Source organism: Mycolicibacterium setense, assembly GCF_000805385.1.
Lineage (GTDB): Bacteria > Actinomycetota > Actinomycetes > Mycobacteriales > Mycobacteriaceae > Mycobacterium > Mycobacterium setense.
The window spans coordinates 1,005,729-1,017,591 of record NZ_JTJW01000006.1; the positions used below are offsets into that span (position 1 = coordinate 1,005,729).

General features: G+C 67.5%; 10 protein-coding genes. 3 read left to right on the forward strand and 7 right to left on the reverse strand.

Annotated elements, in window-relative coordinates:
• Nucleotides 1-25: 25 nt before the first annotated feature.
• A complete protein-coding gene (gene tal, locus QQ25_RS15575) occupies nucleotides 26-1,141 on the reverse strand; it encodes a transaldolase (RefSeq protein WP_039319782.1) in 1,116 nt (371 codons plus the stop codon).
• 27 nt (nucleotides 1,142-1,168) lie between these two features.
• A complete protein-coding gene (gene tkt / locus QQ25_RS15580) occupies nucleotides 1,169-3,259 on the reverse strand; it encodes a transketolase (protein ID WP_039379480.1) in 2,091 nt (696 codons plus the stop codon).
• A gap of 233 nt (nucleotides 3,260-3,492) precedes the next feature.
• On the opposite strand from tkt, the gene QQ25_RS15585 reads away from it, so the two are divergent.
• Both QQ25_RS15585 and QQ25_RS15590 read left to right on the forward strand, forming a co-directional pair.
• Complete coding sequence (locus tag QQ25_RS15585) at nucleotides 3,493-4,425, forward strand: heme o synthase (protein ID WP_039319785.1); 933 nt, start codon at nucleotides 3,493-3,495, stop codon at nucleotides 4,423-4,425.
• 63 nt (nucleotides 4,426-4,488) lie between these two features.
• On the forward strand, nucleotides 4,489-5,418 hold the full coding sequence (locus QQ25_RS15590; protein WP_198530811.1) for a DUF1254 domain-containing protein: 930 nt from the start codon (nucleotides 4,489-4,491) through the stop codon (nucleotides 5,416-5,418).
• Between the two features lie 105 nt (nucleotides 5,419-5,523).
• On the opposite strand, the gene QQ25_RS15595 is transcribed toward QQ25_RS15590, so the two are convergent.
• Nucleotides 5,524-6,498, reverse strand: coding sequence for a quinone oxidoreductase family protein (locus QQ25_RS15595; protein WP_039380011.1), 975 nt, complete (start codon nucleotides 6,496-6,498; stop codon nucleotides 5,524-5,526).
• Nucleotides 6,499-6,530: 32 nt separating this feature from the next.
• Between QQ25_RS15595 and QQ25_RS15600 the strand changes: the two genes are divergently transcribed.
• Nucleotides 6,531-7,469, forward strand: a complete 939-nt coding sequence (locus tag QQ25_RS15600) for an ATP-grasp domain-containing protein (protein ID WP_039379482.1) — start codon at nucleotides 6,531-6,533, stop codon at nucleotides 7,467-7,469.
• Here QQ25_RS15600 and QQ25_RS15605 read toward each other — a convergent pair.
• From QQ25_RS15605 to mptB, 4 genes are all read right to left on the reverse strand, one after another.
• Nucleotides 7,466-8,365: a COX15/CtaA family protein gene (locus QQ25_RS15605; protein WP_052235885.1), complete on the reverse strand. Its 900-nt coding sequence runs from the start codon at nucleotides 8,363-8,365 to the stop codon at nucleotides 7,466-7,468. The two genes, QQ25_RS15600 and QQ25_RS15605, sit on opposite strands and share 4 nt — an antisense overlap.
• Before the next feature lie 98 nt (nucleotides 8,366-8,463).
• The gene (locus tag QQ25_RS15610) at nucleotides 8,464-9,243 is read right to left on the reverse strand and encodes an ABC transporter permease (protein ID WP_039319793.1); all 780 of its coding nucleotides are present in this window, start codon (nucleotides 9,241-9,243) and stop codon (nucleotides 8,464-8,466) included.
• Nucleotides 9,240-10,166, reverse strand: coding sequence for an ABC transporter ATP-binding protein (locus QQ25_RS15615; protein ID WP_201774232.1), 927 nt, complete (start codon nucleotides 10,164-10,166; stop codon nucleotides 9,240-9,242). The genes QQ25_RS15610 and QQ25_RS15615 overlap by 4 nt, the downstream gene beginning before the upstream one ends.
• Nucleotides 10,163-11,839, reverse strand: a complete 1,677-nt coding sequence (gene mptB / locus QQ25_RS15620; RefSeq protein WP_039319797.1) for a polyprenol phosphomannose-dependent alpha 1,6 mannosyltransferase MptB — start codon at nucleotides 11,837-11,839, stop codon at nucleotides 10,163-10,165. Before mptB ends, QQ25_RS15615 begins: the two co-directional genes overlap by 4 nt.
• Nucleotides 11,840-11,863 lie beyond the last annotated feature (24 nt).

Here is an 11,863-nt window from a genome sequence, read left to right on the forward strand (position 1 = left end):
GCTCCTCCGCTCTTCGCGCGAGCGCTCATCGCGCGCTGGCGTCGAGTTGACCCTGCGTCGCGTCGAGCAGTTCCTGCCACGACTTCTCGAACTTGTCCACACCCTCGTCCTCGAGCACCTTGAACACATCGACCAGGTCGACGCCGATGGCGCTGAGCTGGTCGAAGATCTCCTGCGATGCCGCCGCGGTCCCGGTGATGGTGTCACCGCTGATCTTGCCGTGATCGGCGACCGCCTCAAGTGTCTTCTCCGGCAAGGTGTTCACCGTGTGTGGCGCGACCAACTCGGTCACGTACAGCGTGTCCGAGTAGTCCGGATTCTTGACGCCGGTGGAGGCCCACAGCACGCGCTGCACGCGGGCACCGGCGCTCTTGAGCGCGGCGAAGCGCTCACCGCCGAAGACTTCCTCGTAGGCCGCATAGGCCAGGCGCGAGTTGGCGACGCCGGCCTTGCCGCGCAGGGCCAGTGCGGCATCAGAACCGATCTGCTCCAGCCGTTTGTCGATCTCTGTGTCGACGCGGGACACGAAGAACGATGCGACGGAATGGATCTTGGACAGATCGTGGCCGGCTTCCTTGGCGGCCTCCAGGCCCGCCAGGTAGGCGTCCATGACGGCGCGGTGCCGCTCGACCGAGAAGATCAGCGTGACGTTGACCGAGATGCCCTCGGCGATCACCGCGGTGATCGCCGGAAGGCCGGCCAGCGTAGCGGGAATCTTTATCAGCAGGTTGGGCCGGTCGACGATCTTCCACAGCTCGATGGCCTGCAGGATCGTCTTGTCGGTGTCGTGGGCCAGCCGCGGGTCGACCTCGATGGACACCCGGCCGTCGACACCGTCGGAGGCCTCGTACTGCTTGGCCAGGACGTCACAGGCGTTGCGGACGTCGTCGGTGGTGACGGTGCGGATGGTGGCGTCGACGTCGGCGCCCCGCTCGGCGAGCTCTTTGACCTGGGCGTCGTATGCGGTGCCCTTCGACAGCGCGGCCTGGAAGATCGACGGGTTGGTGGTCACGCCCACGACACTGCGGGTGTCAATCAAGTTCTGCAGATTGCCGGTCTGCAGCCGCTCGCGCGAAAGATCGTCGAGCCAGACGGATACACCTGCGGCGCTCAGCGCCGCGAGATTCGGGTTCTGAGTCATGTTCGCCTTCTCCTGCTGATCGTCCTGCTAGTTGTCCAGGGACCGTTCCGCGGCTGCGGCCACCGCCTCGGGGGTGAAACCGAACTCACGGAACAGCGTCTTGTCGTCGGCGGAGGCGCCGTAGTGCTCGATCGAGACGATCTCGCCGGTGTCTCCGACCAGCTTGTACCAACTCTGCGCCACCGCGGCCTCGACCGCCACCCGGGCCGAAACCGCAGGCGGCAGCACCGAATCGCGGTACTCCTTCGGCTGCGATTCGAACCACTCGACACAGGGCATCGACACCACGCTGGCGTTGATCTCCTTGTCCGCCAACAACTTCTGTGCTGCGACGGCGAGCTGTAGTTCGGAACCCGTGGCGATGATCACCACGTCGGGATTCTCCTCCGGGGTGCCGCCCAGCACATAGCCACCGCGGGCCACGCCTTCGGCGCTGGTGCCCTCGATCACCGGGACGCCCTGGCGGGTCAGGATCAACCCCACCGGGCCGGTGCTGGCGGTGCGCTCCAGCACCGTCTTCCACGCGTAGGAGGTCTCGTTCGGATCGCCCGGGCGCACGACCGAAAGGTTTGGGATCGCCCGCAGCGCCGCCAGGTGCTCGATCGGCTGGTGCGTCGGGCCGTCCTCGCCGAGGCCGATCGAATCATGCGTCCAGACGTAGATCGGATCGATGTTCATCAAAGAAGCCAAACGCACAGCCGGGCGCATGTAATCCGAGAACTGCAGGAACGTTCCGCCGTACGGGCGGGTCGGGCCGTGCAGCACGATGCCGGACAGGATCGCGCCCATTGCATGCTCGCGGATGCCGAAGTGCAGGGTGCGGCCGTACCAGGTCGCGTTCCAGTCCTCGGTCGAGATCGACGGCGGCCCAAACGAGTTCGCGCCCTTGATCGTGGTGTTGTTGCTGCCTGCGAGGTCGGCCGAACCTCCCCACAGCTCGGGCAGGGTCTTACCGACGGCGGCCAGAACGGCCCCCGAGGCGGCACGCGTGGCGACCGGTTTGGAATCGAGCTCCCAATGCGGCAGGTCGGCGTCCCAGCCCTCGGGCAGCTTGCCCGCTTGCAGCCGGTCCAGCAGCTCCTTGCGCTCGGGCTCGCGCTCGGCCCACGCGTCGAAACTCACCTGCCAATCGGCGTGCGCCTTCTTGCCACGCTCCACCAGTTCGCGGGTGTGGGCGATGACGTCGTCACGCACGTCGAAGCTCTTGTCGGGATCGAATCCCAGGACCTTCTTGGTGGCCGCCACCTCGTCGGCGCCCAGCGCCGAACCGTGCACCCCACCGGTGTTCATCTTGGTGGGTGCGGGGTAGCCGATGATCGTGCGCAGCGCGATGAACGACGGCTTGTCGGTGACCATCTTGGCTTCCGCGATGGCCTCCTCGATACCGACGACGTTCTCACCGCCCTCGACTTCCTGGACGTGCCAGCCATAGGCGCGGTAGCGCGCGGGCACATCCTCGCTCAGCGCGATGTCGGTGTTGTGTTCGATCGAGATCTTGTTGTCGTCCCAGAACACGATGAGGTTGCCGAGCTGCTGGGTGCCTGCGAGCGACGACGCTTCGCTGGTGACGCCTTCTTCCATGTCACCATCGGAGGCCACCACATAGATGTAGTGATCGAACGGGCTCTCACCCGGAGCGGTGTCCGGATCGAACAGCCCACGCTCGTAGCGAGCGGCCATCGCCATTCCGACCGCGGACGCCAGGCCCTGGCCCAACGGGCCGGTGGTGATCTCCACTCCCTTGGTGTGGTGGTACTCGGGATGGCCGGGGGTCAGTGAGCCCCACGTGCGCAGGGCCTCGATGTCGGCCAGTTCCAGGCCGAACCCGCCGAGGTAGAGCTGCAGGTACAGGGTCAGGCTGGAGTGCCCGCAGGACAGCACGAAGCGGTCCCGGCCGATCCACTCGGTGTCGCTGGGGTCGTGACGCAGCTGCCGCTGGAACAGCGTGTAGGCGAGGGGAGCCAGGCTCATCGCTGTTCCCGGGTGGCCGTTGCCGACCTTCTGCACCGCGTCAGCCGCGAGCACCCGGACGGTGTCGACGGCGACGCTGTCGAGTTCGGTCCAGTCATCTGGGTGGTTGGGCTGGGTGAGAGCGGTGATCTCTTCCGCGGTGGTCACTAAGCTCACTTCCTCGTCTTCTGTCTGCCGGCATGTGCGCGCAGTTGCCATGCTGCTACGACAAACACCCTAGTGGGGCGGACTCATGCGATGCAGACTGGTTCTCACACCGATACCTCCCCGTTTACCCCGTTGTCGCCCCGGAATAGACCCTGCGGTGCTGAGGTATCTGAGCGGCGGTCTACCATCGTCTGTAGTAGAAGCCGCGTGACGCCACCCGAGGAGTTATTTGCGTGAGCATTCGCGAGCGCCGGCTCACCAACGGGGCGCCGAGCCGAATACGATCCACCTTCCTGTCGTATTTGGCGTTGACCAAACCGCGGGTGATCGAGTTGCTGCTGGTCACCACCATTCCGGCGATGCTGCTGGCGAACCGCGGCACAATTGACCCGCTGCTGATCCTCAACACCCTGATCGGTGGTGGGCTCGCGGCGGCAGGCGCCAACACGCTCAACTGTGTGGCCGACGCCGACATCGACAAGGTGATGAAGCGGACCGCCCGGCGTCCGCTGGCCCGGGCATCAGTGCCCACACGGCACGCGCTGATCTTCGGTCTGGTGCTCTCGGTCACCTCGTTCTGCTGGCTCTGGTGGACGTCGAACCTGCTGTCCGGATTGCTGGCCGTGGCGACGATCGCGTTCTACGTCTTCGTCTACACGTTGCTGCTCAAACGCCGCACCTCGCAGAACGTGGTGTGGGGCGGGGCGGCCGGCTGCATGCCGGTGATGATCGGCTGGTCAGCGGTGACCGGCACCATCGGTTGGCCGGCGTTGGTGATGTTCGGCATCATCTTCTTCTGGACGCCGCCGCACACGTGGGCGCTGGCGATGCGTTACAAGGACGACTACAAGGCGGCCGGAGTGCCGATGCTGCCTGCCGTGGCCACCGAGCGTGAGGTCACCCGCCAGATCCTGATCTACACCTGGCTGACGGTGCTCACCACGCTGCTGCTGGCGCTGGCCACCGGGTGGCTCTACGGCGCTGTCGCACTGCTGGCGGGCGCCTGGTTCCTGGTGATGGCCCACCAGCTGTACTCCGGGGTGAAGCGGGGCGAGCCCGTGAAGCCGCTGCGGCTGTTCCTGCAGTCGAACAACTATCTGGCCGTGGTGTTCTGCGCCCTGGCCATCGACTCGGCGCTGGCGCTGCCGACCATCTTCGGTCACTAGCCCGGCGCGAACCTGCCGCCCCAAGACCGTCGGTGTGGCAGCGTTGTGGACATGGCCGAATTGGTGAGCCCCGATAACTTCGCGCGTGCCGAATCCGATCTGTATTTCTCCGGAGCGGTCAGGGACGACGGGTTCGGAAAGTTCTTCCACAACCGTGAGCTGACCCCGATCGATCATCAGATCGTCATCCGGCAGAACCGCGACACCCTCTATTCCGCGGCAGTGTTCGATCTCGACGGTGGACCCGTGACGATCACGCTGCCCGACAGCGCCGGCCGGTTCATGTCGTTGCAGGTGATCAGCGAAGACCACTACACCACCAATGTCGCCTATGCGCCGGCCGAGGTCACGTTCAGCCGTGACTCGGTGGATACCCGCTATGTGATGGCGGCGGTGCGCACCCTGGTCGATCCGGGCGACCCCGCCGACCTCGCTGCGGTGCACGCGCTGCAGGACGCCATCGGTGTCTCGCAGGCGGATCCAGGATTTTTCGAGATCCCGCAGTGGGACCCGGTCAGCCAGAAGACAGTTCGCGATGCGCTGATCACCTTGTCCACCACGCTCGCCGATTCGGACGCGATGTTCGGGCCGAAGTACGACGTGGATCCCGTACGCCACCTGATCGGGTCGGCCTTCGCCTGGGGCGGCAACCCGGCCCGCGACGCGCTGTACCTCACCGTCGTGCCTGCGCATAACGACGGCACGACCGTGCACCGGCTCACCGTGAAAGATGTCCCGGTGGACGGGTTCTGGTCAGTGACGGTCTACAACGAGGACGGCTATTTCACCGCGAACCCGCAGAACGCCTACTCGCTGAACAATGTCACCGCCGTCAAGGATCCCGACGGTGCCACCACCGTGCAGTTCGGCGGGAGCGGCGCCGCCAATCTGTTGCCGATCACCGAGGGCTGGAATTACCTCGTGCGGCTGTACCGGCCGAGGCCGGAGATCCTCGACGGGTCCTGGGCGTTCCCTGAGGCGCAGCCGGTCTAGGCGCCCCACATTTGGCCCCGCGCCGACGTCGGCTTCTACGCTCGGGCTGGTGCTGGGCCGTCGGCACAGCCCCGCGGTAGAAATCGGCGTGCGCGGCGGAGAAGCTCAGGGCACCAGCACCACCGAGCCGACCGTCTTGCGGCCCTGCAGGTCGGTGTGGGCCTGGCCGGCCTCGGCCAGCGGGTAGCGGCCGCCGACGGTGATGGTGATCGACCCGTCGGCAATCGCGTTTATCAATTCACCTGCACGCCAGGAGAATTCGTCGGCCGTGCGGGTGTGGTGAGCCAGTGTCGGCCGGGTCAGGAACACCGAGCCCGCGGCGTTGAGTCGTTGCGGATCGACCGGCGGAACCGGTCCGCTGGCCGCACCGAACAGGGCCAGCGTGCCGCGCACCGCGAGGCTGGCCAGGCTGGCGTCGAACGTCGATGCGCCCACCCCGTCGTATACCGCCGCCACGCCGGCCCCGCCGGTGAGATCGCGGACCTTGTCGCCGAACTCGGCCGGATCTTCTGGATAGTCGAGCACCTCGATCGCGCCCGCCTGCCGCGACAGTTCGGCCTTCTCCGGTGTCGAGGCCGTGGTGATCACCCGGGTGCCGATGCTGGTGGCCCACTGGGTGAGGATCAGGCCGACGCCCCCGGCACCGGCATGCACCAGCACGAAGTCGCTGGGCTGCACGGGGTAGGTGGACTTGATCAGGTAGTGCGCGGTCATCCCCTTCAGCAGTGCCGAGGCGATGGCATCGGGAGCCACACCGTCGGGCACATAGGCGACGAAGTCGGCTGGGGCAACACAGAAGTCGGCGTAGGCGCCGGTGGCGTTCGCCGTCACCACGCGATCACCGACGGCCAGCGCGGCCACGTCGTCGCCGATGGCGGCCACGGTGCCACACACCTCGGACCCGACGATGAACGGCAGATCCCGCGGATACAGGCCGGACCGGAAGTAGGTGTCGATGAAGTTGACGCCGATGGCCTCGGCCTTGATCAGCACCTCGCCGGGGCCGGGGGAGGGCTCGGGGCGTTCGACGTAGCTCAGGACTTCGGGTCCGCCGGTCTCGGCAACTTCGATGGCATACACGCCATCCATCATCCACACCTATCATCGCGGGGGTGAAGCTTGCCCGTCCGGATGTGTTCCATCCCCGCATCGTGTTGGCCGGTTGCGCCGCATTGCCCGACGGTGACGGCGATGACGCCGGCCTGCTCATGGCGCTGCGCAATCGCGGGCTGCACGCCCGTTGGCTGCCCTGGGACGACCCGGCGACTCGCGACGCCGACGTGGTGATCCTGCGGGCCACGTGGGACTACGCCGAGCGTCTCGACGAGTTCCTGAGCTGGACGCGGTCGGTGTCCCGCCTGATCAACTCGGCGCAGATCGTGGAGTGGAACACCGACAAGCGCTATCTCGACGATCTGCATCGCATGGGCGTGCCTGTGGTCCCGACCGCATATTTCGCGGTCGGCGAGCGGATCGTCGTACCCGCCGGTGAAGTGGTGGTGAAACCCGCGGTGGGTGCCGGCTCGAACAGAGTGCAGCGTTTCGTCGACGCCTCGGAGGCTCTGGCCCACGCGGAGGCACTGCATGCCGACGGCCGCGCCGTGCTGGTGCAGCCGTACGACCCTCGGATCGCCGACGGCGAGACCGCGCTGGTGTTCCTGGGCGGCAAGCAATCCCACGCGTTCTGCAAGGGGCCGATCCTGCCCCCGGCCGGACAGGCACCCGAGTTCGACACGACCGGTACCTACGCGCAGGAGTCGTTGTCGCCGGTCGAGCCGGAGGACGAGGTGTGGCGGGTCGGCCGCCTGGCGGTCGACGCGGTGACGCGACGGTTCGATCTCGCGCCCGGGGATTTGGTGTATGCCCGGGTCGACGTGATCGGCGGCCCGGAGAATCCCCGTGTGCTCGAGGTCGAACTGGTCGAACCCGGACTGGGATTCCTCCAGCTCGATCGCGCCGCGAGAGAGGACGCCGAACGGCGGTTCGCCGTCGGTGTGGAGGACGCCTTGGAGCGGCTCGGGCTGGGCCCGCTGTCACACAAGGGGTTCTAGCTGGGTCCCACCCGCTCGCGCATCGACGCCCACAGTGCCGCGGTCGCGGCAGTGCAGGTGGCAGCGCCGGCGACGTGTACCGCGACCAGCACGGCGGGCACCCCGGTGTAGAACTGCACGACCCCGATCAGGCCCTGGGCGCACACCAGCGCTACCAGGACGCCGAGCCGAACCATGACGGGACGCGGAGCACGCACCGCGGCGAGGGCGAAACCCAGCGCGACGATCAGGGAGAGATAGGCGACCAGCAGCGACGAATGCATGTGCACCAGCGTCGTGATCTCGACCTGCAGGCGCGGCACCACGCGGTCGAGGCTCTTGTCCCCGGCGTGTGGGCCGGCGCCGGTCACCAGCGTGCCGGTCACCAGCACGGCGCTCAGGATGACCGCACTCAGGATGGTCAACTGCCGCAACGGTTTCGGCACGGTCGCCGTCGGTGCGCCGGTATCGGGCTGACCGATCTTGACGAAGAGCAGAACGGCGAGCCACACCATCGCCATGGAGGCGAGCAGATGGATCGCCACCGTCCACCACAGCAGGCCGGTCCGCACCGTGATGCCGCCGATGATGGCCTGCACCACGGTGGACGCCGGCATCAGCCAGGCGTAGATCAGCACCTCACGGCGCCGGCGGGCCCGGGTCACGGCCAGGACGGCGGCGATGGCGGTCAATACCACCAAGAAGGTGATCATCCGGTTGCCGAACTCGACCACCTGGTGCACGACGGCGACTTCGGCGTGCGGGACGGGGGTGAAGCTGCCGGGGAAACACTGGGGCCAGGTGGGGCATCCCAGCCCCGATGCGGTCACCCGGACGATTGCCCCGGTGACGGAGATGCCGCCCTGGGTGAGGATCACCAGGACCGCGATCAGACGCTGGACCCGCAGGCTCGGCATGGGCAGCAGATCGACCAGTCGCTGGAAAGCTGTTCCGCCGGGCACGGCCTGATCGTAGTGGATCAGGAACTACAGCCCGTAGTAGGGCTGGTCCGGGATCAGGTGAACCTGAACCAACGCAGCGCGCAGATCGCCGCGACGACACCCCACACCACGAGCACGGCCACGCCGAACCAGTCCATCGACACAGTCATCGCCTGGGTCAACGCTTCGGTGAGCGCACCCGATGGGGTCAGGCGGGCAGCCCAACGCAAGGCCGACGGCACCGGGCCGCCTTCCAGGGTGAGCGCGCCCAGGCCGGCGAACACAAACCACAGCAGGTTCGCCAACGCCAGCACGATCTCGGCTTTGAGGGTGCCGCCGAGCAGCAATCCCAGCGCGGCGAACGTGGCCGTACCCAACGCGATGATCACCGCGCCCAGTGCCAGCCCGAGCGGCGACGGACGCCAACCAAGCGCAAAGCCGATGGCGCCCAGCAGGATTGCCTGCAAGAACACCACGGTCACCACCGCCAGTGACTTGCCGGCGATGATGCCCCATACCGGGAGTGCCGTGGCGCCCAGGCGTTTCAGCGCGCCGTAGCGCCGGTCGAAGGCCACCGCGATGGCCTGCCCGGTGAACGCCGTGGAGATCAGGGCCAGGGCCATGATGGCCGGGGTGAAGGTACCGGCGCGATCGTCGCCGAACGAGCCCAGCGGCAGCAGTGTCATCCCCACCAACAGGGTGATGGGGATGAACATGGTGAGCAGCAACTGTTCGCCGTTGCGCAGGAGCAGCTTCAGTTCCAACCCGTACTGGGCGGCCAGCATTGCCGGCACCTTGGCCGGGCGAGGGTCCGGGGTGAAGGTGCCCGGGGCGAAACGACCCGCGTCGGTCATGGCCGCAGCTCCCGTCCTGTGAGGTCGAGGAATACGTCTTCCAGGCTGCGCTGCTCCACCCGCATATCGGTGGCCAGCACGTTGAGACGGGCACACCACGCCGTCACGGTGGCCAGCACCTGCGGGTCGATGTGCCCCTCGACCAGATACTCGCCGGGGGCGGCCTCGATGGCCGTGTACTTCTCCGGCAGCGCGGCGGCCAGCAGGGTCAGGTCCAGCTTGCGCGGCGCCCGGAACCGCAATTGGTTCTCGGCGCCGCTGTGGGTGAGCTCGGCCGGGGTGCCGGTGGCGACCGCGACGCCGTGGTCGATGATCACGATCCGATCGGCGAGTTCTTCGGCCTCGGCGAGGTGATGGGTGGTCAGTACCACCGTCACACCGTCGCGGCGCAACGCATCGATCAACTCCCACACCACAATTCGGGCATGCGCGTCCATCCCTGCGGTCGGCTCGTCGAGGAACACCAATTCGGGACGGCCCACCACGGCGCAGGCCAGCGCCAGGCGTTGTTGCTGGCCGCCCGACAGGCGCCGGTAGGTGGTGCGGGCGGACTCGGTGAGGCCGAGGGTGTCCATCAGCCAGGCCGGATCGAGGGGATCGGCGGCGTAGGAGGCGACGAGATCGAGCATCTCGCCTGCCTTCGCCGCGGGATACCCGCCGCCGCCCTGCAGCATCACGCCGATCCGCTCACGCAGCCGGGCGTTGTCAGCGACCGGGTCCAGCCCGAGGATCTCGACCTGACCACCGTCGGGGCGGATGAATCCCTCGCACATCTCGACCGTGGTGGTCTTGCCGGCGCCGTTGGGGCCGAGCAGGGCCAACACCTCGGCGCGCTGCACCTCGAGGTCGAGGTCGGACACCGCCGTCGTCGCGCCGTAGCGCTTGCTGACGCCGCGGAGCGACACGGGATGAGGCTTGGTCACGGGGATTCAGCGTAGGCGTCGGGCGACTGGGCAGGTGCCGGCGGTGGGCTGATGTCCGTCTGGCGTGACGGGCGCCACGGCAACCGCCGATAGGTCAGCGCGATCAGGATCAGGACGATCACCGTGCTCGCCAGGGTCGCCATCACGATCTGGAACAACGTGAACCGGTCGCCGTTGGCGGTCGGACCGAAGATCCCGACCACCAGGGTGATGGCGATCGTAGATCCGCGGAATCCCGGCCGGGTTGCCCACGCCGCCAGCGGAATCACCGCCCACAGCAGGTACCACGGTTGCACCACCGGGAACAGCAGAATCGTGCCACCGAGCGCCACGCCCAGACCGCCGACCGGGTGCAGGCGGCCGCGCATCACGGCCAGCAGCAGCCAGCTGACCAGGATCGCGATCAGAAAAACGCCGATGGCGCGGGTAAGGGCCAGTACCGCGGTGGTGTGGTCGCCCAACCCCAGCAGGATGCCGACCTGGCCGGTACCCAGGGCCACCAGTGTCGGCGGGGACATCCAGCTGCGGACCACGTTGGCGGTACCGAGGGTGCCGAGCCAACCGAATCCGAGGCCGCTGACCCAGCCGATCAGGACCATCACCGCCAGAGACACCGCGCCGAGGGGAACGCTCGCGGCGAAGAATGCCTTGATGGTGCCGCCCAGGCGCCAGGCCAGGGCCATCGCAACGAATCCCAGTGCCAGCAGCGAGGGCAGCTTGACCTGGGAGGACAGCGTGATGAGCACGGTGCCGAACAACAGCATCGCGGTGGGATACCAGTGCTGCCAGTCCTCGCGTGAGTGCGGCCAGGTCAGCGGCCGGGGGATGAGCGGCGCAGCGGCATCGATGCCGCGCAACGCGAATTCCGTTCCGGCAAGCATCAACCCGAGCATCAGGGCCTCGTTGTGGATCCCGGCGACCAGGTGCATGAACAGCAGCGGGTTACACGCGCCCAGCCACAGTGCCGGGACTTCGGCGACGCCGCAGCGTCGCGCCAGCCGCGGCGTCGCCCACACGATGAGTCCGACGCCGAGCAGCACCACGACGCGATGACACAGCACTGCGGCGACGATGTTCTCGCCGGTCAGCGCGGAGATACTCTCGCCGATCCACAGGAATAGCGGTCCGTAGGGCGCCGGTGTCTCGCGCCACAGACTGGGTACCGACAAGGTGAAAACGTGATCGAGCCCCAGGCCGGTGGCCGGGCCCACCTGGTAGGGGTTCAGGCCGATGTATCCGATCTCGCTCTGGGCGAGGTACGAGTAGACGTCCTTGCTGTACATCGGCGGCGCGACCAGCAGAGGCACGGCCCACAGCAGCAGCGTCCGGTCGAGCTGACCGCGCGACATACGGCGCGGACCCAGTGCGAAGCGCCCGAGCATGAGCCAGGCCAGTGTCATCATCACCGCGCCGGTCGTGGTCATGGTCAGCGAAACCGTCTGGATGCGCGAGGGCAGATTGAGCAGCCGTACCCCGAAGGTCGGATCCTGCACGACGGGGCGGGCGCCCGCGCCGAGGGCGCCGATCGCCATCAGGACGGTGCCGGTGGCCCCGAACAGCCGGGTACGACGCTGCGCGACGACCTCGGCGGCGTTGAGTGGGGACCCGACGGTCCGTTCGTCGCCGTGCCACCGGGCGATCGATGAGCTGAAAGTCGACAGGCGGCTTGCCATCAGGGCAGCGTAGCCGCCGCGCGA